General features: G+C 60.7%; 21 protein-coding genes, 1 tRNA gene and 1 pseudogene. 16 read left to right on the top strand and 7 right to left on the bottom strand.

Annotated features, from left to right (window positions below; genetic code table 11):
* The 3 genes from R1W01_RS10445 to R1W01_RS10455 form a co-directional block, all read right to left on the bottom strand.
* Positions 1-966 (bottom strand): LysR family transcriptional regulator, encoded by a 966-nt coding sequence (locus R1W01_RS10445; RefSeq protein WP_297755470.1) that lies wholly within the window; start codon positions 964-966, stop codon positions 1-3.
* Between the two features lie 104 nt (positions 967-1,070).
* Positions 1,071-1,391, bottom strand: coding sequence for a hypothetical protein (locus R1W01_RS10450; protein ID WP_243612498.1), 321 nt, complete (start codon positions 1,389-1,391; stop codon positions 1,071-1,073).
* 101 nt (positions 1,392-1,492) lie between these two features.
* Positions 1,493-2,161 (bottom strand): hypothetical protein, encoded by a 669-nt coding sequence (locus R1W01_RS10455; protein WP_297755466.1) that lies wholly within the window; start codon positions 2,159-2,161, stop codon positions 1,493-1,495.
* Positions 2,162-2,264: 103 nt separating this feature from the next.
* Here R1W01_RS10455 and R1W01_RS10460 point away from each other — a divergent pair, with 103 nt between their 5' ends.
* From R1W01_RS10460 to R1W01_RS10475, 4 genes are all read left to right on the top strand, one after another.
* Positions 2,265-2,585, top strand: coding sequence for an antibiotic biosynthesis monooxygenase family protein (locus R1W01_RS10460; RefSeq protein ID WP_243612496.1), 321 nt, complete (start codon positions 2,265-2,267; stop codon positions 2,583-2,585).
* A 110-nt stretch (positions 2,586-2,695) separates the two neighbouring features.
* Positions 2,696-3,103, top strand: coding sequence for a universal stress protein (locus tag R1W01_RS10465; RefSeq protein WP_297755462.1), 408 nt, complete (start codon positions 2,696-2,698; stop codon positions 3,101-3,103).
* Between the two features lie 123 nt (positions 3,104-3,226).
* Positions 3,227-3,808: a rhodanese-like domain-containing protein gene (locus R1W01_RS10470; RefSeq protein WP_317275224.1), complete on the top strand. Its 582-nt coding sequence runs from the start codon at positions 3,227-3,229 to the stop codon at positions 3,806-3,808.
* A 167-nt stretch (positions 3,809-3,975) separates the two neighbouring features.
* On the top strand, positions 3,976-4,791 hold the full coding sequence (locus tag R1W01_RS10475) for a sugar phosphate isomerase/epimerase family protein (RefSeq protein ID WP_297755460.1): 816 nt from the start codon (positions 3,976-3,978) through the stop codon (positions 4,789-4,791).
* Positions 4,792-4,800: 9 nt separating this feature from the next.
* Here the strand turns inward: R1W01_RS10475 and R1W01_RS10480 are convergent, their stop codons facing one another.
* The 3 genes from R1W01_RS10480 to uvrB form a co-directional block, all read right to left on the bottom strand.
* Complete coding sequence (locus R1W01_RS10480) at positions 4,801-5,289, bottom strand: HugZ family protein (protein WP_297755457.1); 489 nt, start codon at positions 5,287-5,289, stop codon at positions 4,801-4,803.
* A gap of 127 nt (positions 5,290-5,416) precedes the next feature.
* Positions 5,417-6,367, bottom strand: a complete 951-nt coding sequence (locus tag R1W01_RS10485) for a DUF4238 domain-containing protein (RefSeq protein ID WP_297755454.1) — start codon at positions 6,365-6,367, stop codon at positions 5,417-5,419.
* Entirely contained in the window at positions 6,364-8,550 is a 2,187-nt protein-coding gene (gene uvrB / locus R1W01_RS10490; protein WP_297755451.1) for an excinuclease ABC subunit UvrB, read from the bottom strand. Before uvrB ends, R1W01_RS10485 begins: the two co-directional genes overlap by 4 nt.
* A gap of 442 nt (positions 8,551-8,992) precedes the next feature.
* Here uvrB and R1W01_RS10495 point away from each other — a divergent pair, with 442 nt between their 5' ends.
* Complete coding sequence (locus R1W01_RS10495; protein ID WP_243612490.1) at positions 8,993-9,304, top strand: ETC complex I subunit; 312 nt, start codon at positions 8,993-8,995, stop codon at positions 9,302-9,304.
* A 113-nt stretch (positions 9,305-9,417) separates the two neighbouring features.
* Positions 9,418-9,494: transfer RNA gene (locus R1W01_RS10500), tRNA-Arg, on the top strand.
* A gap of 166 nt (positions 9,495-9,660) precedes the next feature.
* Here the strand turns inward: R1W01_RS10500 and R1W01_RS10505 are convergent.
* Positions 9,661-10,554, bottom strand: a complete 894-nt coding sequence (locus R1W01_RS10505) for a LysR family transcriptional regulator (RefSeq protein ID WP_297755449.1) — start codon at positions 10,552-10,554, stop codon at positions 9,661-9,663.
* Between the two features lie 120 nt (positions 10,555-10,674).
* On the opposite strand from R1W01_RS10505, the gene R1W01_RS10510 reads away from it, so the two are divergent.
* From R1W01_RS10510 to R1W01_RS10555, 10 genes and pseudogenes are all read left to right on the top strand, one after another.
* Positions 10,675-12,399: an acyl-CoA dehydrogenase family protein gene (locus R1W01_RS10510; RefSeq protein ID WP_297755446.1), complete on the top strand. Its 1,725-nt coding sequence runs from the start codon at positions 10,675-10,677 to the stop codon at positions 12,397-12,399.
* Positions 12,396-13,613, top strand: coding sequence for a CaiB/BaiF CoA transferase family protein (locus R1W01_RS10515; RefSeq protein WP_297755443.1), 1,218 nt, complete (start codon positions 12,396-12,398; stop codon positions 13,611-13,613). The genes R1W01_RS10510 and R1W01_RS10515 overlap by 4 nt, the downstream gene beginning before the upstream one ends.
* A 40-nt stretch (positions 13,614-13,653) precedes the next feature.
* Positions 13,654-14,778: a TAXI family TRAP transporter solute-binding subunit gene (locus R1W01_RS10520; protein ID WP_297755440.1), complete on the top strand. Its 1,125-nt coding sequence runs from the start codon at positions 13,654-13,656 to the stop codon at positions 14,776-14,778.
* 66 nt (positions 14,779-14,844) lie between these two features.
* Complete coding sequence (locus R1W01_RS10525) at positions 14,845-16,788, top strand: TRAP transporter permease (protein WP_297755437.1); 1,944 nt, start codon at positions 14,845-14,847, stop codon at positions 16,786-16,788.
* Complete coding sequence (gene pcaF, locus R1W01_RS10530; RefSeq protein ID WP_297755434.1) at positions 16,785-17,990, top strand: 3-oxoadipyl-CoA thiolase; 1,206 nt, start codon at positions 16,785-16,787, stop codon at positions 17,988-17,990. Before R1W01_RS10525 ends, pcaF begins: the two co-directional genes overlap by 4 nt.
* 17 nt (positions 17,991-18,007) lie before the next feature.
* The gene (locus R1W01_RS10535; protein WP_297755431.1) at positions 18,008-19,195 is read left to right on the top strand and encodes an acyl-CoA dehydrogenase; all 1,188 of its coding nucleotides are present in this window, start codon (positions 18,008-18,010) and stop codon (positions 19,193-19,195) included.
* Between the two features lie 202 nt (positions 19,196-19,397).
* A pseudogene (gene istA / locus R1W01_RS10540) lies at positions 19,398-20,896 on the top strand (IS21 family transposase).
* Positions 20,893-21,651, top strand: coding sequence for an IS21-like element helper ATPase IstB (gene istB, locus R1W01_RS10545; protein ID WP_297755428.1), 759 nt, complete (start codon positions 20,893-20,895; stop codon positions 21,649-21,651). Before istA ends, istB begins: the two are co-directional and overlap by 4 nt.
* A gap of 213 nt (positions 21,652-21,864) precedes the next feature.
* On the top strand, positions 21,865-22,356 hold the full coding sequence (locus tag R1W01_RS10550; protein WP_317275225.1) for a hypothetical protein: 492 nt from the start codon (positions 21,865-21,867) through the stop codon (positions 22,354-22,356).
* Positions 22,357-22,890: 534 nt separating this feature from the next.
* On the top strand, positions 22,891-23,925 hold the full coding sequence (locus R1W01_RS10555) for a TRAP transporter substrate-binding protein (protein ID WP_243612489.1): 1,035 nt from the start codon (positions 22,891-22,893) through the stop codon (positions 23,923-23,925).
* Positions 23,926-24,039: the final 114 nt, after the last annotated feature.

Below are 24,039 nucleotides of genomic sequence, written 5' to 3' on the forward strand. Positions count from 1 at the left end.
CTAGGAGCTGGTCAGGTGCAGGTCGTCGGCAAGCCAAGGTAGCTTGGTCAGCGTTGGCGCGATCACCTGTTCCTGTAGGAGGCGGCGCAGGATCGCATGAACGTCGCGCGGCACGCGGTCGGCCCAGTCGGCGCTCGCGAAAAGCGAGATGGTGCGACTGAACGGGGCGAAGGGCAGAGGGCAGGCCTCGACTTCGTCATGGAACCGCACCGCGCGCATGTAGCCAAGCGGCGTCGTCACAGCCCAGCCAATACCGCGCGCAACCATGGCCATGAGGGCAAGGTGGCTTCCGATTTCGAAACGCTCGGGAAACTCGAGGCCAAGGCGGGTGAATTGCGCATCGATGGTGCGGCTTATGAGTTGGGCGCGTTCGTAGCGTAGAAAGGGCAATTGCGAGAGCGCGTCGATGGAGGGCGCGCCGCCGGGAAACTGTCCGCGCGGGGCGACGATGATGAACGGATCGCGCACCAGCGGGTATTCCGTCACCCCTGCGAGCATCTCTCCGGTGCTTGCGGCGACGCCAAGATGCAAGTGGCGTTCCGTCATGGCCTTGCTGATCTCGTGGCTTGGAGCGGTGATGAGACGAAAGCGACAGTTGGTCAGGCTCTCGGCCAGAACCGTCGCGAGGCGCGGCGTCAGATCATTGTCGAAATCGTCGATCATGCCGAGCGAGAGCGAAGTCAGGTGCGACAGGTCCATCACCGTCAGTTCCGATTGCGCGAGACGGAGCTCTGAGAGGACGCGATTGGTGCGGGAAAGGAAGCTACGCCCGGCAGCCGTCAGGCGCATGGGGCGTTTGCCATGATCGACCAACGCCGTGTCAAGCGCGGCCTCGAGGTTGCGGATTTGCTGGCTGACCGCAGGTTGCGAGAGACCGGTTTCGCTTGCCGCCTGCGCAACAGAGCCGCTTCGGGCGAGAGCCTCGAATACCTCGAGACCCCGCAGGGTCACGCCTTTCGAGATCATGTCTGAACCTCCGGAAGTTTCCGGATTTGTGAATTCAGAAGCGGCTCAGGTCAAGGTTTCTGGGGCTGGATTTCAAGAAAGTGAATGCCGGGCCGTGCACGGCATCAGTTCAGGTGCCCGCAGGAGGCGGCGAATGTGGCGCTGAATTCCTTGTAGCGCTTCCAGAACCGTTCGTGGCTCAGGCGATCCGATTGGCGGATTTCCTGAGCGCGGTGTGGGTCGTCGAAGAAGGACGCAGCGAGGCGTTGGTCGCCACGTGGCAAAGCACGGTCGGCCACCTGTTGCATACAGCGGCACATCCGGCGGCTGGCGGCGCTTCGGTCCGATTTCAGGCAGGCGCGCCGGAGCGTGCCCGCATCGGCGGGGGTCGGAACGGCGGGAACGGTGATGGCAGCCAGCATCAGGGCAACCAGAACATGTTTCATGACTCGGCCTCGAACTCGATATGTCGGTGCCCGTGTTTTCACGGTGCACTTGTCGAGAGTATGCCTGAGGCCGCGGGAGAGATCAATTCGCGGCTGACGGATCAGAAGGTCTGCCAGAAGCCCAGCGTCAGGCAATCGGGCCGCGACCTGTCGCCACGTATCTTGATCCCGACGGTCAGGTGCACCTTGTCCCAAGCGCGAAAGGCAACGGAGGCCGAGAGCGTCGGGGCGGGGCGTTCGACGGTGAGGCCAAGCATGACTTTCATGCGCTCGCCAGTATCGAGACCGAGCGTCGCATCCAGCTTTGGCACCATGCGGCCGCCATCACCGGGGATCAGCACGGTCGCGTCGAGTGCAGCCCAGCCGGGTTTGTCAAAGAGCGTCAGGCCTCGCCCCCAAGACGCACCGGGGCGGAGCAGGGGGGTCAGTTCGGTGAGGCTCCAGCGTGCGCCGAGCGCAATCTCGCCAGCCATGCGGGCGGTTTTCCCCTCGCGGAGAGGAAAGCGCAGGAAGAGCAGACCGGTGCCGTTGCCATAAGTGTCCGAACCGCCATCGAAGCCGAGCGTCAGGCGCGGGGTCAGGCCGTATTCGCCATAGACGGCGGTATAGGCATCTATGGGGTAGGGCGGAGGAAAGGGCGCGCTGCGCGCCGGATCGGCCGGGGAAATCTCGACTGTCGTCGATGTAAACGCCGTGCCCTTGTCCCGCAGCCAAGGGCCGGAGAAGGCAGGTCCAGCGCACAGGACGAGAAGGAAAAACCAGCGGATCATATTAACCTCTTTGCAAGGAATGAGCCGGGATGGTTTACTTTCAGTTAACGCGCAGTCTCGCCATTCTGCCGATGATCCCGGCAGGCAGCCAAAGGAGGACACCATGCCCAAGATCAGCAAGGACGCCACGTACCAGACGGTCATCACCACTTTCGAGATGACGCCGGGCACCTGTCAGGACCTGCTCGACGCGTTGACCGATGCCTATGAGAGTTTCATCTCGAAACAGCCGGGATTCATCGCGGCGGGGCTTCATGTCAACGACGCGCAGACACGGATCGCGAACTACTCGCAATGGGAGCGGCGCGAGGATTTCCAGGCCATGCTGCGCAGCGATGAGATGCGCGAACGCAATCGGCAGATCAACCAGCTTTGCCGTAGTTTCGAGCCGGTCATGTATGACGTGGTGGCGGCGTTCAACTGACGCGCGGGGCACGGATCGGGCGTGATCGGCGCCGAGGAAAAGCGTGACCTGCATCAATGTGCGGCCCGGTGCTTGGCTCTAAACTGCTGACAGGAAACAGGAGATTCAACATGTATGAACATATTCTCGTTCCCGTCTCTTTCGACGGCGATCGCCACCCGGAAACGGCCCTTGAGGTCGCATCCAAGCTTGGCACGGAGGGCGGCAAGATTACCCTTTTGCACGTGATGGAGCAGGTGCCGAGCTATGCGGTGAACTACATCCCGGAAGGGTTTCACGAGGATGCCAAGAAGGCGATCATCAAGTCGCTTGAGGGTATGGCGACCGGTATTTCCAACGCCGAATGCGTTGTGGTCGATGGTCATTCGGGGCGCACGATTCTCGATTGGGCGGATGAGCACAAGCCGGGCCTGATCGTGGTCGCGTCGCACCGTCCGGGGATGCAGGACCTGCTTCTTGGCAGCACGGCGACGCAGCTTGTGCGTCATGCCAAATGCGCGGTGCATGTGGTGCGCTAAGGCCCGCGTTCGTTGATTTGCGATGAGGCCGTCCAATTGGGCGGCCTCAGGTATTGAAGCTTGCATGTGTTCCTCGTTTGCCGGACAAACTTGGGGGAGGGTGCTAGTTTAGGAGGAGAGACCATGAAAACGATGATGGCAGCGTGCGCAGCCCTTTTGATGGCGGTGCCAGCCTTGGCGCAGGAGGTCAATATCCGACCCGACCTCGCCTCGGTCGAGATCGAAACGGCCACCGGCCCGGTGACGATTGAACGTATTCAGGACACCGAGAACAAGATCGAGGGGGACTGGGCCAAGACCTCGCGGCCCTGCCCGAATTTCTGTATCCAGCCGATGATCCCGGCGCCGGGTGTGACGCCGATTGGCGAGTTGGAAATGCTTGAATTCCTTCAGGATCCCGAGGTCATCGTCGTGGATGGCCGGGTCAAATCGAACTTTGACGGCGGCGCGATCCCGGGGGCGATCAACATCCCCTATACTCAGGCGGCGGATCGGCTTGACGAACTGGGCTGTGAAATCGACTTTGACGGGTTCATCTGTGATGACGCCAAGAGGGTCGCGCTTTACTGTAACGGGCCGTGGTGTGGGCAGTCGCCTACGGCGGCGCGGCGGATGATTGAGGCGGGGTATCCGGCAGAGAAGATCTATTACTATCGCGCCGGTATGACGGGCTGGCGGATGTTGGGCCTGACGGTCACAAAATAAGGCGTTTCAGCCGTTTTTCACCCACCGGGCGCAGGCGGCGTGCGGTGGGTTTTTCTTTGCCTGAAAGCCGGGAAATCCCTTGTCGGTATCACGTCGGTATTGCGTCGGTATCGCGTCGGTGCAACTCTTGAGGCAATTGCGGTTAGAGAGGTTTCAGGAGGGTTAAGATGAGCGAACTGCCTGTGGTCGGAGCACAGTTGACGGTGCTGGATCTGTCAAAGCATCGGGACTGGCTCTTTGAGAAGGATCGCGATCTGGAACTGCCGGAATTTTGCATGGCGGACATTCTACGCAACCCGGACCCGTTCATCGACCTTGCCAAGAACGCGCTCGACGGATGGGACGGGCGGCTTGGCATTCACGGGCCGTTCTCGGGGTTTGAGCTGCACACCGGGGACCGTGAGGTGCGGGCCATTGTGCAAGCCCGAATGGAACAGGCGCTCGACGTTTGCGAAAAACTTGGCGCCGGGCAGATGGTCATCCATTCGCCCTATGATCCGTGGGATCGCGACAACCTCGACAACGGACCGAAGGGGCGGGACAAGCGGATCAATGCGATCCTCGAAACACTTGGCCCGGCGATTGCGCGGGCCGAGGATTTAGGCGTCGTGATGGTCATGGAGAACATCAAGGACACCGATCCGGCCGACCGTATGGCCGTCATCGAGGCCGCCGATAGCGCGGCGCTGCGGCTCTCTGTCGATACGGGCCACGCGCATTGGGCGCATACGATCTGTGGCGCGCCGGCGGTGGATCGGTATATCAGCCACGCGGGCGAAATGCTTGGCCATGTACATTTGCAGGACACGGATGGCTATGCCGACCGGCATTGGCACCTCGGGGCGGGGAACATCCCGTGGCACGGGGTGTTCAAGGCGCTTGAAGGGTGTCATGCGGCGCCGCACCTGATTGTCGAGATCAACGATTTTGACCGGGTGGAGGAGAGTGTCGCCCATTTGGAAGCATTGGGGCTCGCGCAGTAGGGCGGTGTGTCAGGCGGAAAGGTCGTCGGCGGCGAGGCGGAAGGCCTTGCCAAAACCGCCGTTGAGCGTCGCGCGGTCGATCTCGAGCCGGGCAAAGGCGAAATCGGGCAGGTCTATGTAGAGTTTCGACTTCGGGCGCTGGGCGAGGAAATGATCGCGCAGGGGGGCGAAGGCGGGGTCGGTGCGCTCGATGAAGGCCGCGCGACAGTCGAGCATGAGGCGCGGAAAGGCGAGGGGATCGCCCTTCGCGGGCGGCTCGCCCAGCATCAGGGCACAGCGCGGATCGGCGCGCAGCGCGGGCGTATGCGAGGCGAGGCCGGAGATCAGGGTCACGGGGGTGCCGTCTTTGTCGGTGCCGATGGCGATGCGCGTCACATTGGGTGCGCCGGTTTCCGGGTTGGTCGTCGCCAGCGCGCCGGAGGTGGCGGTGTCGATCAATTGCCGCGCAAGGGCGCGGGAGTCGGCGTCGAGGGGCTGGAACGGATCTTTCTCGGGCATGGCTCTTTTCCTAGTGGTGTGGGGAATGGGTGAGCCTAGTGGCGTGCCTTTGGCGAAAGTGGCGAGGAATGTGCGGGAAGGCAAGGGGCTGTGGTGTCCTACCCACATGAACGCATGATGCACAGCATCATGCATCGCGCCCGACCCGCCCCCCAGGGCGGGCGCGATTCTCGCACCCACCCTCGGGATCGGGCGCTTTGGGTGAAGTTGGCCAACCGACCCTCGCTAGCGAGGCCAGTAGTTCCTTTGACGTGGATGCTATTGCACGGCTTTGTTTAGCTATTGAAATGTTCAATTTGCGAACTTGGTGATCTGACAAACGGAGGTTGTCCACATTCGAAGAATGAACGAACCCGACTGCGAGGCGCGGAGTCAGTGTTGTCCAGAGTTCCACGCCCGGTTCACTAAGGTGCTGGCGAGGATAATCTTCAAAGCGAGCAACAGGATTTGACCCAACGATGAATTGCTTATTCGCACGGGCGGGGGTGGCGAGCGCGATGGACATCTCATTGATAGTTTCAAGAATTTTCACGGATTGCTTGCTAAAATTCTCAACGCGGCTATTTCCGGCGACTCTTCTTTGAAAGTCTGTTGATTGAAATTTGCTGCGCTCTTCATCCGTCAGTGGTCGAACTTGCCTCTCTAACTTCTCAATGGATTCTGCCGCAAACGTTTCCTCCGTAGCTTCTGCAACAATAGGTTCAATGAAGTCAGGGCTCCTTTTCATATGGTTATAAAAGAACTGAACGAAGCGTCGTCTCTCAGCGCCCCCAAAAGCTACAGGCGAATTTGTCTCTTGAGAGACCTCTAAGTGTGCAGTCCATTCTGGAATGTAGTTGTCAAACTCCTTTCCGAAGAACCGCTCTACCGCATCATCCTTTGTGCCATCTTCTTTCTGAAAGCTGTTGAAGTGCCTCTTGCAGAAGATGCTGCCAATATTGCGCGGACTTGGGTCGCCGGGGAAACGCTCACGCGACAGATACCAAGTAGTGTCATTCTGAAAGCAAAAACGTCTCAGTATTCCTTGAGGTACGTAGTGGTGTTTCTTCGAATGCTTAGACACTTTGGCTTTGGTCACCTCCCCCGCCTCTTCACATTCCCCCCACGTTGCCCCGGCCGACCCGCCGTTGACCGCCCCCGCGCCTTCGTCGCTGCGTCGCTGGCGGCTTCAACCGCACTCTGCCGCGCCAGCGGGTCGTCGGCGACCACCAAATCGACCGCCTCAAGCCGTTTGACCTCGTCGCGCAGGCGGGCGGCTTCTTCGAACTCGAGGTTCTCTGCGGCCTTGCGCATGTCGGCACGCAGGCCCTCGAGATGGGCTTCGAGGTTGGCGCCGTGCAGGGGTTTGTCGACCTGTGCGGTGACGCGGTTCATGTCCACGTCGCCTTGGTAGAGGCCGGCGAGCACATCCTCGACGTTCTTTTTGACCGTCTCGGGCGTGATGCCGTGTTCCTCGTTATAGGCGATCTGGCGGGCGCGGCGGCGGTTGGTTTCATTGAGCGCGCGGTCCATGGAGCCGGTGATGCGGTCGGCATACATGATGACGCGGCCCTCGGCGTTGCGGGCGGCGCGGCCAATGGTCTGAATGAGGGAGGTCTCGGAGCGCAGGAAGCCTTCCTTGTCGGCGTCGAGGATCGCCACGAGGCCACATTCGGGAATGTCTAGGCCTTCGCGCAACAGGTTGATGCCGATCAGCACGTCGAAGGCCCCGAGGCGCAGGTCGCGGAGGATCTCGATGCGCTCGAGCGTGTCGATGTCGGAATGCATGTAGCGGACCTTGATGCCCTGTTCATGCAGGTATTCCGTCAGGTCCTCGGCCATGCGCTTGGTCAGCGTGGTGACGAGCGTGCGGAAGCCCTGCGCGGTCACGTGGCGGATTTCGTCGAGGAGATCGTCGACCTGCGTCTCGACGGGGCGAATCTCGACCTCGGGGTCGAGGAGGCCGGTGGGGCGGATGACCTGTTCGGTAAAGACCCCGCCGGATTGTTCAAGCTCCCATGCCGCGGGGGTGGCCGAAACGAAGACGCTCTGCGGGCGCATGGCGTCCCATTCCTCGAATTTGAGGGGCCGGTTGTCCATGCAGGAGGGCAGGCGGAAGCCGTGTTCCGCCAGCGTGAACTTGCGTCGGTGGTCGCCGCGATACATGCCGCCGATCTGCGGCACGGAGACGTGGGATTCATCGGCGAAAACGATGGCGTTGTCGGGGATGAATTCGAAAAGCGTTGGCGGCGGCTCGCCGGGGGCGCGGCCGGTGAGATAGCGGGAATAGTTCTCGATCCCGTTGCAATGGCCCGTTGCCTCAAGCATCTCGATGTCGAAATTGGTGCGCTGCTCAAGGCGCTGGGCCTCGAGGAGTTTGCCTTCGCCGGTGAGGATGTCGAGGCGCTGACGCAGTTCCTCCTTGATCGAGATGACCGCCTGTTTCAGCGTCGGTTTCGGCGTCACGTAGTGCGAATTGGCGTAGACGCGGATTTTCTCCATCGTGCCGGTGCGCTCGCCGGTCAGCGGGTCAAACTCGGTGATCGCCTCCAACTCTTCGCCGAAGAAAGAGAGTTTCCAGGCGCGGTCTTCGAGGTGGGCGGGGAAGATCTCGAGGCTGTCGCCCCGGACCCGAAAAGAGCCACGTTGGAACGCTTGATCGTTGCGGCGGTATTGTTGCGCCACGAGTTCGGCCATGACGGCGCGTTGGTCGTATTCCTTGCCGACCTCGAGATCTTGGGTCATCGCCGAGTAAGTCTCGACGCTCCCGATGCCGTAGATGCAGGAGACCGAGGCCACGATAATGACGTCATCGCGTTCGAGAAGGGCGCGCGTCGCCGAGTGGCGCATGCGGTCGATCTGTTCGTTGATCTGCGATTCCTTCTCGATATAGGTATCGCTGCGCGGCACGTAGGCCTCGGGTTGGTAGTAGTCGTAGAAAGAGACGAAATACTCGACCGAGTTCTCGGGGAAGAACCCTTTCATCTCGCCATAAAGCTGGGCCGCGAGGGTCTTGTTCGGGGCGAGGATGATGGCGGGGCGCTGGGTCTCTTCGATGACCTTGGCCATGGTGAATGTCTTGCCCGTCCCCGTCGCGCCGAGAAGCACTTGATTGCGCTCCCCGTCTTTGATGGCGTCCGACAACTCGACGATCGCTGTTGGCTGATCGCCCGCCGGGGCAAAGTCTGTGTGCATGACAAAGGTCTTGCCGCCCTCGAGTTTTTCGCGCGTGGGCAGGTCCTGCATCATGGGCAAAGATTTGTCGGAATGGGCATAGGGCATCGCTGATCCTCCGGTTGTCCCTAATGTGATCCCTTTTTGTTCTTGTGCAAGTCCTGAATGGGGCCTTGTCGGTGAGGTCGCAAAATGGGTCGAACGCGTCGGTTTCCGCGACGTAAGTTTTCAAATTGGTTAGATGTTCTGGCCGATCTTGAAATTTTCATAAACATACGCCCCTGTCTGGTGCAACTTTTCTAACTATTTGTCTTGTCAACAAAGTCTCGGTCTCTATAAGATCGTGATTGCAAGCAGCAGACTTGGTTGTCACTAGCCCGCACTCACACCCCTCGCTCCCCGCGGGTCGGTCGGCATCCAAGGCTGCTTGCATACTTCCTCCCCCGATAGCTCCCGGCGATTGCGCGCTTTTTTCACGGCATGCGACCAATTCCACGCTTGCCCGCCGAGGCCAAATTCCCGATAAAGCAGGGGTCTGAAGGAGTCGGAAATGATCGCACGCATCTATCAGCCTGCCCGCAACGCCATGACGTCGGGCACCGCCAAGACCCATCATTGGGTTCTGGAATATGGACCGTCCGAAGCCCGCGAGCTTGATCCTCTCATGGGGTGGACCGCGTCAGGCGATATGCAGACACAGGTCAAGATGCGCTTTGATACCAAAGAGGCCGCGCTCGACTATGCCCGCGAGAACGGCATCGAGGTACAGGTCGTCGAGCCGCACAAGCGCAAACCCAACATCCGTCCCGGCGGCTATGGTGACAATTTCGCCACCAATCGACGCGGTCCCTGGACCCACTGACCCGCGCAAAGATACGGCCCGCCACCGCGCGGGCCTTTTCATTAAAGGGTGCCTGCACAGGTCAAGAAACCCTCTGGGCAAAGCGGAGAGGTTGATCTAGGAAAGGGCCAAGCGGTCCCTTAGCTCAACTGGATAGAGCAGCTGACTTCTAATCAGCAGGTTGAGGGTTCGAGTCCTTCAGGGATCGCCAGTTTCATCAAAAGCCAGAAAAAGGGGAAGTGACCCGCCCCACTTGAGTGGTCCAATTCGATTGTTAGTGTATGACCGGCCTTTGGTCCATCTGGCTGATGGTTGCCGGGTCCGGAAGGCGGTCGCACAGACTATGTCCGGATCGGTGCGAGAGAATGCGGGTTTGCTCAGAGGGGCGCTTCGAAGCGTGGCAGGCCGAGCAGAAGGTTTTGAAGCGTCGGTGAGGTATCGTCGCTGCGCCAGATCTGGGCGACATCATGTTCGGCCTGCCGTTCTTCGATCTCGAGGAAGGCGACATCTGAAAAAACGCTGCTGCTCAGGGACGACGGCACAAGCGACACCCCCATCCCCTGTTTCACAAGCGCCACGACCGTGAACCAGTGCTGAATATGAAAGCTCGTATCCGGCTCGAGATTGGCACTGCGCAGAAGGGCCGTGATCTTGTCGTGGTAATGGGCTGCAAACCCACGAGAGAAGACCATGATGCGTTCCCCCGCGAGTTCGGAGATGCGAACCCGGCTCTTGCTGGCGAGACGGTGCCAGCGCGGCACGCAAGCGACCAGCCGCTCCGTTTCGAGTACCTTGCAGGAGAGACCTTCGGGGAGCGGCACGGCATGGACAAAGCCCACATCGATCTTGTGTTCCAGCAGGCTTTCGATCTGACGGGTGGTGTTCATTTCGTGGAGGATCAGATCGACCCGCGGATGGCTGTTCTGGAACGCCTTCAGTTTGGCGGGCAGGTCACGGAACAGCATGGACGGCACGAAACCGACGCTCAGCTCCCCCGCGGTACCCTTGGCGGCTTCCGCCGCGATGGTCATTGCCGAATCGAGCTGTCCGAGGATGCGCGCTGCCTGCTCTGCAAAGATCGTTCCCGCCGGTGTCAGGCGCACGTATTTGCTCGTCCGTTCCATCAGTTTGAAGCCGAGCCGCTCTTCGAGCTGGCGCAGGCTGGCGCTCAACGGGGGTTGCGAGATGTTCAGCTTCTCGGCCGCGCGGCCAAAGTGAAGCTCTTCTGACAGAACGAGAAAATGCTTGAGCTGGCGGAAGGTCACGGCCATCGGGGGGCTCCATCATATGCAAATGCGTATCAATACATACATCAACGGTATTGGAAATTGTATTATTGTTTCTGTCACCTTGCTCGGCAAGCCGCAAATCGCACGACCGGGAGGGACCACATGACCGCGACAATCCATCAAAATATTCCTGATAGCCGGGGAATGAGCCTTTTCGAAGCCGACCCCGATCTCTGGCGCCTGATGCAGGTCTATCTCGACGAGGAGACATGTGCGCGGGTGCGTCCGGAATTGGAACGTATGGGCGCTTTAGCCGGGGGGCGGCTGGAGGAGCTGGCCCTGACCGCTGACAAGAACCCGCCCGAGCTGCGCATCCGGGCGCGCAACGGCTCGAATGACGAGCGGATCGTGAAGCACCCCGCCTATGAAGAGCTTGAACGCTATGCCTTTGGCGAGTTCGGCCTTGCCGCCATGTCGCATCGCGGCGGTGTGTTCGGCGCAGAAGAGAAGCTGCCGCCGCTCGTCAAATATGCGCTGGTCTATCTCTTCGTGCAGGCGGAATTCGGGCTTTGCTGCCCGCTGAGCATGACGGATTCGCTGACCCGCACGCTGGTGAAATTCGGCGACCCGGAGCTTGTCGCGACATATTTCGACCAGTTGACCAGCCAGGACATGGACATGCTTTTCCAGGGCTCGATGTTCATGACGGAGCAGGCTGCGGGCTCGGATGTGGGCGCGATCGATACCACCGCGCGGTTCGAGGATGGCGAGTGGCGTCTCTACGGGGACAAGTGGTTCTGCTCGAACCCGGATGCGGCGCTCGGCATGGTGCTTGGCCGCCCGGAAGGCGGTGGCGCCGGCACCAAGGGCCTTTCCCTGTTCCTGTTGCCGCGTCACCTGCCCGATGGCAGCAAGAACGCCTATCGTATCCTGCGCCTGAAGGACAAGATGGGCACCAAGTCCATGGCCTCCGGCGAGATCGCGCTCGAGGGGGCGCTCGCCTATCTCGTGGGCGAACCGGGCCAAGGCTTCAAGCAGATGACCGACATGATCAACATGTCGCGCCTTGCCAATGGCGTGCGCTCGGCCGGCCTCATGCGCCGGTCGGTCACGGAGGCGCTTTTCATTGCCCGCAACCGGACTGCCTTTGGCAAGCGCCTTGTCGATTTGCCGGTGATGCAGCGCCAATTGCTCAAAATGATCACGACCGCGGAACAGGGGCGCTCGATGGTGTTTCATACCGCCGATGTCTTGCGCCGTGCAGATGCGGGGGATGCAGGGATGGCCAAGGTGCTGCGCATCCTGACACCGCTGGTCAAGTTCCGCACATGCCGCGACGCGCGCAAGGTCGCGGGGGACGCGATGGAGGTGCGCGGCGGCAGCGGCTATATTGAGGAATGGTCGGACGCCCGCGTGCTGCGCGATGCCCATCTTGGGTCAATCTGGGAAGGGACGAGCAATATCGTCGCCCTCGACGTGGCCCGCGCGGTGCGCCGTGAGGATGCCCTCACCGCCTTGCAAGCGCATGTGACGGAAACGCTTCACCAAGCGAAGGAAACGCTTGGCGAGCAGACGGCCATCGCGGACGGTTTCGCCCGCGCTGCCGATTTCCTCGACGGGGTAGCCAACACGCGCGACCGCGAGGTCGAGACCCGCGCCGCGGCGAGCGCCGTCTACAACGCGACCTCGGCGGCGTTCCTCGCCTGGGAGGATGCACAGCTTCGCCTCGTCGGAAATCAGACGACGGGCGACCGTCTTGCCATTGCGCAGAACGTGTTGCGCCACAAACTCTCGGCGCGCGATCCCTATGCGCAAGACGCAGATGAGGCGGATCTCGCCGCGCGCCTTTTGTCCGAGGACAACGCAACGCTGGAGGCGGCACAATGAGCGCCGCGACGGAACAGCAGGGCGGCGGTGCGCTCGAAGGAATCAAGGTCATCGACCTCAGCCGCGTGCTCGGCGGGCCGCTGACCGGGCAGATCCTTGGCGATCACGGTGCCGATGTTATCAAGGTCGAGCCACCCATGGGCGACGAGACGCGGGACTGGGGGCCGCCGTTCCGAGATGGGACCGCGTCCTATTTCGACGGCGTGAACCGCAACAAACGCGCCATGGCGCTGGATCTGCGACACGAGGAAGGGCGCGCGGTTCTCCTGCGCCTGCTGGAAGACGCGGATATCGTGCTCGAGAATTTCAAGACCGGCACCATGGAGAAATGGGGCCTTGGCTATGAGGACGTTCTTTCGCAACGCTTTCCGCGCCTGATCCATTGCCGCGTGAGCGGGTTCGGTTCGGACGGCCCGCTTGGCGGCCTGCCCGGATACGACGCCATCTTGCAGGCGATGGGCGGCTTGATGAGCGTGAACGGCACCCACGAGGGCGGTGCGACACGGGTCGGCCTGCCGGTCGTGGACATGGTCACGGGGCTCAACGCCGTGATCGGCATCCTCCTGTCGCTGCATGAACGCGACCGCAGCGGCAAGGGCCAGTTCGTCGATGCGACGCTGTTTGACAGTGCGATCTCGCTATTGCATCCGCATGCGGCAAACTTCCTGATGTCGGGCAAGACGCCGGTGCGCACCGGCAACAACCACCCCAACATATCGCCCTATTCGACCTATGCCACGGGTACCCGGCCGATCTATCTCGCCGTGGGTAATGACCGGCAGTTCCGCAAACTCTGCGAAGAGATCGGCGCGCTGTCGATTGCCGACGATCCGCGCTTTGCCAACAATGGCGAGCGGGTCGTGAATCGCGAGGCGCTGCGCGCGGAATTGGAAGCCGTGATGGCTGGTGTCGATGGCGGAGACCTCGCCGACAGGCTCATCCGGGCGGGGGTTCCGGCGGGGCCGGTGCTCGACGTGTCCGAGAGCCTTGCACATCCGCATACGCTGCATCGCGGGATGCGGGTCGACATCGACGACTATAGCGGTGTTGGCGCGCCCGTGCGCCCATCGCGCAGCGCGCCTGTCTATAAGATGCGCCCCCCCAAATTCGCGCAACATAGCGCAGAGATATTGCGGGAGTTCGACTTTTCGGAGGACGAGATCGAACACCTGACAACCACAGGGATCGTGCCGCAGGCGCGGCCCGGACGCTGAAGCACCACTCACTGCAATTCACTATCGGGAGGAAAACGATATGCAGAACTTCTTCAAGATGACCGTCGCGTCGATCGCGCTTGCCGCAGGACCAGCGCTTGCGCAGGAGGCGGACCTGCCGCGCTCCATGCTCTGGGCAACCTATGATGTCGGCTCGAGCGGCTATGCCGAGGCCTCGGCCATTGCTGACGCCTTTGGCAAGGAATACGGCACCCGCGTGCGCATCATGCCGTCGGGTACCTCGATCGGTCGGCTGCTTCCGCTGAAGACGGGTCGGGTCCAGTATGGCTGGCTCGCCAACGAGCTCTTCTTCGCGACCGAGGCGCTCTATGATTTTGCCGCGCGTGAATGGGGTCCGCAGGACCTGCGTGTCGTGGCGGGGCGTCCCTCGACCTTTGGCATGGCTGTTGCCAAGGATGCCGGGATTGAGCAGCTCTCGGATATCGCGGGCAAGCGTGTGCCGCGCATCAAGGCTAACCCGTCGATCAACATCAAGGTCGAGGCGCTCCTCGCCTTTGGTGGCCTGACATGGGACGATGTCGAGATTGTCGAGGTGCCGTCATACGGTGCTGCGCTCAAGGCGCTGGTTGATGGGCAGGTCGATGTCGCCGGGTCCACCCCGACCGCGTCTACGCTCTATGAGATGGAAAGTTCTTCGCGAGGTCTCGACTGGGCACCGATGCCTGCGGACAACGCAGAGGGCTGGGAAGCGATCAAGTCGGTCGCAAGCTTCTTCGCCCCCGCCACGGCAACCCAAGGGGCGGGCATCACGGAAGATGACCCGGCACAGATCTTCGCTGTGCGTTACCCGATGATCACCGTCTACGCGAATGCCGACGAGGAGGAGGTCTATACCTTCACTAAGGCGCTTGACGAGACCTATGACATCTACTCGAACGCCACCAAGGCGACACCGAAATGGAAGCTCTCGGAAGCCGGGACGACCCCGGCGGACGCGCCCTTCCACCCCGGCGCGATCCGCTACCTGACCGAGATCGGTGTCTGGACCGACGCGGACAGCGCATGGAACGAGGCACGTCTCGAGCGCCTTGAGACCGTTCAGGGTGCCTGGGACGAGGCAGTCGAAGCTGCGCTGGATGCAGGTATCGCCGATAAGGAATGGCCGGCCTTCTGGGCCGAGCACAAGGCCGAAGCGCTCAAGTAAGGCGCCTTTCCCCATGCCGGGCTTTCCGGCATGGGGATGTCCGACCTACGAACTTGGAGGCATGACATGGCCGATCCACAAGCCACTGCCGCGACCGGGCGACTAACACCCGGAATCCGTATTCTGCTCGCCGTTCTGGGCGTGATGGGGCTGACGATCATCGTCGTGCAGACCTTCAACCTGTCGCTCTTTGGTGTCTTTCCGCTCTTGGCGAACCGTTATTACTACTGCATCATTGGCGTCTTCCTCGCAGCAGCGTTCCTGATCAATCCGGCACGTGCGGGACACCGCACCCCGGTGAGCCTGCTAGACCTCGTACTCAGCGCGGCGTCGCTCGGGGTTGCGGGCTACCTCGCCTTTTACGCTGAAACGATCATCACCCAAGGCTGGGAAGTTGTTGCTCCTGCACAGGCGGCGATCGTATCGGGCCTATTGGTGCTGCTTTCGCTCGAGGCGGTGCGGCGCACGGCGGGGAGCCTACTGATGGTGATCTGCACCGTCTTCGCGGCCTATCCCTTGTTTGCCGATATCATGCCTGCCTTTCTTTGGGGGCCGTCCTTTAATCTTTCCGAGACGGTCTCGGCCCACGCGATGGGCATGGAAAGCATCATCGGTATCCCGCTAAGGGTCGTCGCCGACACGCTTGTCGGGTTCATCATCTTCGGGTCGGTCCTCGCCGGGATGGGCGGGGGACAGTTCTTCATGGACCTCTCCATGGCGCTCATGGGCCGCAAGCGCGGTGGCGCCGCCAAGGTCGCAGTCTTGTCGAGCGGCCTTTTCGGGTCCCTGTCGGGCAGCGTCATCTCGAACGTGCTGACCACCGGGCGGCTCACAATCCCGGCGATGCAGAAGGCGGGCTATCCGGCCCAATACGCGGCGGGCGCGGAAGCCTGCGCTTCGACCGGGGGCACGTTGATGCCACCGGTGATGGGGGCCGTGGCTTTCATCATGGCGTCCTTCCTTGACGTGCCCTACACCACGATCATGGTTTCGGCGCTGGTACCGGCGCTGCTCTACTATCTGGCGCTCCTTCTTCAGGTCGATCTCTATGCAGCCCGCAACGGGCTCGAGGGGCAACCCGATGCGCAACAGGTCTCTATGTCGTCGGTGCTGGCCCTTGGTTGGCATCATCTGGCGTCCCTCCTGGCGCTGATTGCGATGCTCTTTATCTTCAGCCCTTCCAAGGCGGCGTATTATGCGACGGCGCTCATGCTGGTGCTGGCGTTCCTGCGTCATCGCAAGCTACCGAAAGCGGATGCGATCATGGCGCTTTTGCAGGATGTCACCGGCAATATTGCCCATCTCGTCGCGACGCTTTGCGGGATCGGCATGGTGGTCGGTTCGCTTGCGATTACCGGGGTCGGCAGCGCCTTTTCGCGCGAGTTGATCCAGTACGGGGGCGAGAATACCCCTCTCCTGCTTGTCCTCGGGGCGATCACGAGCTTCGTGCTCGGCATGGGGATGACGGTCAGTGCCTGCTATATCTTCCTTGCGACGCTTCTTGCGCCCGCACTGGTCGAGTTGGGACTCGATCCCATCGGGTCGCACCTGTTCGTTCTCTACTGGGGCATGCTTTCCTACATCACGCCGCCGGTTGCGCTCGCCGCGATCACAGCAGCGCAGATTTCCGGAGCGTCAGGGATGCGGGCAGGGTTCACGTCGATGCGTCTTGGTGCGACGCTCTTCGTGCTGCCGTTCGTTTTTGTCTATGAACCGGCGTTGCTCCTGAACGGGCCGACCCTGACGATCGTTGCGGCAGTGGGCACGGCGGTGCTTGCGCTGACGCTGATCTCCTGTGCCTTCGAAGCCTATCTCTACGGAATCGGGCGTGTCGGCACTGTGGCGCGTGTGGCCCTCTTCGTTGCGGGCGGCCTGCTGCTCGTGCCGGACCGGGCTGTCGAACTGGCGGGGGTGATTGTGCTCGCCGCGACCGTTCTCGCCCTTTGGTTTTCGGGAGGACGTCCCGGGGCCAATGCACTCCAACCCATAGCCAAGACGGAAGATCCATGACCGAAGCATTTATCTGCGACTATATTCGCACGCCCATCGGCCGCTATGGCGGCGGCCTGTCGAAGATGCGGGCAGACGACCTTGCGGCGCATCCGCTGGCGGCCTTGCTGGCACGCAATCCGGGAATGGACCCGGCGATGATCGAGGAAGTCTGGCTCGGCTGTGCCAACCAGGCGGGGGAGGACAACCGCAACGTCGCCCGCATGGCAGCACTCCTAGCAGGCCTTCCAGAGACCGTTCCGGGCCTCACGGTGAACCGCCTTTGCGGGTCGGGCATGGAAGCCGTCGCCTCGGCGGCGCGCGCAATCCGGGCCGGGGAAATGTTCCTTGCCATCGCGGGCGGCGTCGAGAGCATGAGCCGCTCTCCCTTTGTCATGCCCAAGGCGGAAACGCCGTTCTCGCGCGCCAATGCCGTCCATGACACGACCATCGGCTGGCGCTTCGTCAATCCCAGGATGCACGCGGATTGGGGCACGGAGTCGATGCCGGAAACTGCAGAGAACGTGGCCGATGACCACGCCATCTCCCGAGAGGATCAGGACCGTTTCGCGCTGCGCTCGCAGCAGCGCGCAGAAGCGGCGATGGCCTCCGACCGTTTCAGCGAGGAGATCGCGCCGGTGACGGTCGCCCTCGGGCGGGGCAAGACCCAGGATGTGACGCAGGACGAACATCCGCGCGCCGGATCGACCCTGGAAGACCTGACCCGGCTCAGGCCCATCGTGCGACCGGACGGAACCGTGACGGCAGGCAACGCGAGCGGGGTCAACGATGGCGCAGCGGCGCTTGTCGTGGCCTCCGGGGAGACCGCAAAAGCCCAGGGCCTGCGCCCGATGGCGCGGATTGTCGGGGCAGCCTCCGCCGGGATCGCGCCGCGCGTGATGGGCTATGGCCCGGTGCCTGCCGTGCGGAAACTCTGCGCGATGACGGGTGTCGATCTCGATCAGGTTGACGTGATCGAACTGAACGAAGCTTTCGCGGCGCAAGGGCTTGCCGTGCTGCGCGGCCTTGGCATTGCCGATGACGATCCACGGGTGAACCCCAATGGTGGCGCGATCGCGCTTGGCCACCCCTTGGGCATGTCGGGCGCCCGGATCACCGGCACCGCCGCCCTCGAGCTTCAGAAAACCGGCGGGCGCTATGCCCTCGCCACGATGTGTGTCGGTGTCGGGCAGGGCGTCGCGATCCTGCTTGAGCGCGTTTGACAGAAAAGGACAGAGCCATGAAGGACACGAACGTATTTAGCTGGGACGATCCGTTCCTCATCGAAGGTCAGTTGACCGAAGAAGAACGCATGATCCGCGACAGCGCCCATGCCTATGCGCAGGAAAAGCTCCTGCCGCGGGTGGAGCACGCCTTTCTTGCCGAAGAAACCGACCCGGAGATCTTCCGGGAAATGGGGGTGCTTGGCCTCTTGGGCATCACGGTGCCCGAGGAATATGGCGGGATCGGTGCGGGCTATGTGAGCTATGGTCTTGTGGCGCGCGAGGTGGAGCGGGTGGATTCCGGCTATCGCTCGATGATGTCGGTGCAGTCCTCTCTCGTGATGTACCCGATCTATGCCTATGGCTCGGAAGAGCAGCGCCAAAAGTACCTGCCAAAACTGGCGAGTGGCGAGTATATCGGCTGTTTCGGCCTGACCGAACCGGACGCGGGATCCGATCCCGGCGGCATGAAGACGCGCGCGGAGAAAATCGACGGCGGGTATCGCCTGACCGGGAGCAAGATGTGGATCTCCAACAGCCCGATCGCGGATGTGTTCGTGGTCTGGGCCAAGTCCGAAGCGCATGGCGGCAAGATCAAGGGCTTTGTCCTCGAGAAGGGCATGAAAGGCCTCAGCGCGCCGAAGATCGGCAAGAAAGTCTCGCTGCGGGCCTCGATCACCGGCGAGATCGTCATGGATGGCGTCGAGGTCGGCGAGGACGCGCTTCTGCCCAACGCCGAAGGGCTTTCGGGGCCGTTCGGCTGTCTCAACCGGGCACGCTATGGCATTGCCTGGGGCGCGATGGGCGCCGCGGAAGCCTGTTGGCATAGCGCACGGCAATACGGGCTTGACCGCAAGCAGTTCGGCAAGCCGCTTGCCCAGACGCAACTCTTCCAGAAGAAGCTCGCCGATATGCTGACCGAGATTTCGCTCGGGCTTCAGGCCTGTTTGCGTGTCGGTCGCCTCTTTGAAGACGGGCATATGGCGCCGGAGATGATCTCGGTCATCAAGCGCAACAATTGTGGCAAGGCGCTCGATATCGCGCGCATGTCGCGTGACATGCATGGCGGCAACGGGATTTCCGCCGAATTCGGTGTGATCCGCCACATGGTAAACTTGGAGACGGTGAACACCTACGAGGGGACGCATGATGTCCACGCCCTGATCATTGGCCGTGCGCAGACTGGGCTTCAGGCATTTTTCTGATCCTATCCCCCGCTTGCAAAAGTAAGGCCCTCCAATATGGAGGGTCTACACCATGGATCGCTCTACGATTTGTTTTCTGTTCGGTAGATCAGTTTGTGAATCCCGGAGACAAAATGGGCCACAGAAACGGTCAGATTTCCTGATCGTAGCGGAGTAAAATTTCGCCACTTTACGCCTGAGGCAACGATCTGAAGGCGGGGAGATGTATTCTGTGGAACTTTATAATCGGGTGCGCCGGGCGTGCCATGTTGAGGGTATGAGCGAGCGTGCGGCAGCACGGCATTTCGGGATTGATCGCAAGACTGTGTCGAAGATTTTGCAGCATCGGTACCGCCTGGATATCGGCGGCGCACTCCGCCAGCGCGACCGAAGCTTGATCCGTTCATTCCAATCATCGATCAAATTCTGGAAGACGATAAAGCCAGGATCAAAAAACAGCGTCATACGGCCAAGCGCATTCATGCCCGGCTGCGCGACGAGCACGGGTTCACGGGCGGCATTACCATCGTCACGGATTACGTCCGCGAGAAGAAGCGGCGCTCGAAAGAAGTATTTGTGCCGCTCAGCCACGCCCCGGGTCATGCACAAGTGGATTTTGGCGAGGCTCTGGGCGTGATCGGTGGGGTCGAATGCAAGCTGCACTACTTCGCAATGGCGCTGCCGCATTCGGATGCGGTCTTCATAAAGGCCTATCCTGCGGAGACCACGGAAGCCTTTTGCGATGGCCACAACGCTGCCTTTGCGTTCTTTGGCGGCGTGCCGTTGTCTATGCTCTATGACAATACGACTATTGCGGTCGCCAAGATTTGCGGTGACGGCACACGTGAGCGGACCCGCACCTTCGCCGAGCTGCAATCTCACTATCTGTTTGACGACAAGTTTGGGCGCCCTGCAAAGGGCAATGATAAAGGGCATGTGGAAGGGGCTGTTGGGTATGGGCGGCGGAACTTTATGGTTCCCGCGCCGCGGTTCGAGGACTTCGACGCGCTGAATGCCTGGCTGGAAGGCCAATGCCTGCGGCGTCAGAACGACATTGTGCGCGGCCATTCCGAGATGATCGGCGAGCGCATGTTACGTGATCTGGATGCGCTGATGGCACTGCCGCCCACACCCTATGACGCCTGCGAGAAGGTCAGTACGCGGGCGACGTCGATCTCGATGGTGCGCTATCGGAGCAATGATTATTCTGTGCCCGTGGCGTTCGCTCATCACGAAGTTCAGGTTCGTGGATATGTCCATGAGGTTGTGATCGGCTGCGGCCCGGATGTGATCGCCCGGCATCAGCGATCCTATGACAAGGCCGATATGATCTTCGACCCGGTGCATTTCCTGCCGCTGTTGGAGCGGAAGGTCGGTGCCCTGGATCAGGCTGCGCCTTTGCAAGGCTGGGACTTGCCAGATGCATTTGCCACGTTGCGCCGGTTGCTGGAGGCCAGAATGGGTAAACCGGGTAAGCGCGAGTATGTTCAGGTCTTACGGCTGTTAGAGACCTTCGAGATGGATCATGTCCATGGCGCGGTGCGCCAGGCCCTTGATCTCGGCGCAATTGGCTATGACGCAATCAAGCACCTGGTGCTGTGCCGGATTGAGCGCCGCCCGCCTAAACTGGATCTGGATGTCTATCCCTTCCTGCCAGCAGCCCAAGTCGAGACAACAAAGGCGGCAAGCTACAAAGTACTGATGTCTGGGGTGACAACATGACAGATGCCCCACAGGTTTTGCTCGCACATCACCTCAAGAAGCTGAGGCTGCCGACCTTCCTAAGCGAATACGACAAGCTTGCCCGGCAATGTGCTGCCGAGGGCAAGGACCATGTCCAATATCTGCTCCGGTTATGCGAATTGGAATTGATCGAACGCGAGCGCCGGATGATCGAGCGTCGGATCAAAGCAGCAAAGTTCCCGGCAACCAAGAGCCTCGATAGCTTCGACTTCAAGGCAATCCCCTCGCTGAACAAAATGCTTGTGATGGAGCTGGCCCGGTGTGAGTTCGTGACACGCCGCGAGAACATAATCGCCCTCGGCCCATCCGGTACCGGAAAGACTCACGCAGCCCTGGGATTGGGCCTGGCCGCCTGCCAGAAAGGTATGCGGGTCAGGTTTGTGACAGCGGCAGCTCTGGTGCATGAGCTGATCGAAGCCGTCGATGAACGCCGCCTGCAACGCTTGCAGAAACAGCTCGCGGCTCAGGATCTGCTCATCATCGACGAACTTGGCTTTGTGCCGCTGTCCAAGACAGGTGCGGAATTGCTGTTCGAAGTCATCAGCCAACGCTACGAACGCGGATCGATCATCATCACCTCCAACCTGCCGTTCGACGAATGGACGGAAACCTTCGGAACAGAACGCCTGACCGGTGCCATCCTCGACCGCCTCACACACCACGTCCACATTCTGGAGATGAACGGCGAGAGCTTCCGCCTGCGCGAAAGCCGAAAATCCAAAACCAAAAATTGATCAGAACTGGCCTGCGGCCAGTGCGCCTTGGCATGCGTCAGCTATATTGAAAGCACGCACGCCAAGGCGCCGCATCACTCAACCAACATGGCCCAGTTTTACACCGGCGCTTGGCCCAATTTTACTCCGAGATTGACATTTCAGGGACGCGAGCAGGGGATTGTATCCATTAATTACGACGAAGTTCAGCACATTCTGTCTGGGAAGGAGGGCTTGGCCCTCGAAGCCGAACTGGACTCCTTCAAGTCTATCCTCAAGTCAAAAACCTGGCCATTCTTGCTGGTATTGTCAGGGATCCCTGAACTGGATGACAAGATCCAGCATTTTGAACAACTGGGCCGGAAGGTGACCCATGTGACCTTTACGGATATCGAGTATGACGATGATGCCTCAACCGTCCATGAAATGATGGGCAGTTACGCATTGGAGGCGCGCCTCGAGGTGTCAGATGACCTGAACAGTGAGGACTTCATCCATCGGTTGGCAACGGCGGGCGCATTCCGGTGGGGACTTGTCTGTATGCTGGTCAGGCTTGCCGTCTGCGAGGCCAAAGTTCAGCAGAGCACTGAACTCACCAGGGAACATTTCATCGACACTTGGGTGTCAAAGACCGAGATGAACCCGTTGGCGACGCCCTACAATCACGACAGCTACGACACTTATTTCAGGCGGGAGCGGCCATTCGCTCAAATGTTCGATCTCTGAGAAAATATATACTTCACTGAAAGAGCCCGCGCCTTGCGCGGGTTTTTTGGTTCCTTAGGCAGAATTTGACATGCCCACGGCAAACGTTCGATTTTCGAACTTTTTCTTGCGCATCCTTCCGGTTTCCCACGCAAGCTTCTGATTTTTTGCTCTAAAGTTGTGCGCCCCAAGCCCCTTGTTTTCCTGCCTGAAATAGAGTCTCAAAAAATGCGTGTGGTCCGGCCTTGCGCATGCTTCCCCTTTTCCTGGCTCTTGGGCCTGCCGTCATCATGTTGGCATCGTTGGGTGCATAGGCTGTGTGGCGTAGGGCGAAGCTTTTGAGGAGGCTTGCTTTTCGGGGTTTGTTGCGATGGCGCGAGGGGGCGTTCAGGTGGCCTCAATCGGGGGTGGGCAGAAAAAATGTCGACAAGAAATTTTTTTTGAAATAGTGTTCCAAAAGTAGCTGAAGTTCCGGGCTGCAGGGAAACGCCAGATCCGGCGCGAGGACGCCTTGGCTCAATTGGACGAGTAAAATCGGAACAGGGAGGAAACATAATGAACAAACTTGCAGCATTCGCTTTGGGGATGTCGGTGGCCGTTGGGTCGATGACCGGCGCAGCTGTCGCTGAACCCATTGTCATCAAGCTGGGACATAGCTCGGAAGGTGATGTGCGCCTGCCCGGTTCGGGGCGGACGGCATGCGTTTCGGCGATGAAAAATTATCTCGAGGTCGCCTCTGAAGGCGAGATCGAGCTTGAGGTGCACCCGGACGGAGCCCTTGGCAATGCCCGCACGATGATCGAATCGGCCCAGACCGGTGTGATCCAGATGGTGGGGGCCTATACCTCGATCATGGTGCCGTTCGCGCCCGAGATCAGTGTCACGCAGATTCCGTATGTGTTTCGCGATAGCCTGACCGCGTGGAAGGTGATGGAAGGGCCGCTTGGTGACGAGCTTGCCGACAGCTTCCTCAAGAAAACCGGTCTGCGGGTTCTGGCATGGCCGGAAGGCGCAGGCTTCCGCAACATCTATGCCGAGAAGCCCGTGCACAGCGTGGCCGATCTCGACGGTATGAAGATGCGCGTTCCGGAGAACCCCGGTCTGCTTGCCATGTTCCGCGCCTGGGGCGCCAACACGGTGACGATTACCTGGAGCGAGCTTTACACCTCGTTGCAGTCGGGCATGGCTGAAGGGCACGACACCGAGCTTTACTCGATGTATTCCAAGAAGCTCTATGAAGTGAACCCGCATGTCACCGTCACGCGGCACAGCTACAACCTGCACCCGATCCTGATCAATGAAGAGTTCTTCCAGTCGCTTTCGCCGAAGAACCAGACGCTGATCCTACAGGCAGGCGATGTGTGCAGCCGGGTCGGCAACGCGCAGTCGATGCTGAGTGGCCTGGTGGTGAAGTCGGCCATGGAGGCCGAAGGCGCGACCTTCTACTACCCGACCGATGCAGAGATCGAGGAATTCCGTTCTCTCGGTCAGCAGCCCTATATCGATACGATCGTTCGTAAGATCGGCGATGATGGCGAAGCATGGGTCGAGAAGGTCATGGCTGCGGCGAAAGCCGCCGAAATGGAGTAAGGCCACCACTCCGGGACCGAACGTAAGGTTGCTGCCGGGGGGACGCGCTTGTTGACGGGCGCGCATCCCGGGTGGCAACCTCCCGTTCATACCCCCGCAGATCGGATGTCGCGG

The organism is Shimia sp. FJ5 (genome assembly GCF_032918335.1).
GTDB classification, from domain to species: domain Bacteria; phylum Pseudomonadota; class Alphaproteobacteria; order Rhodobacterales; family Rhodobacteraceae; genus Shimia; species Shimia aestuarii_A.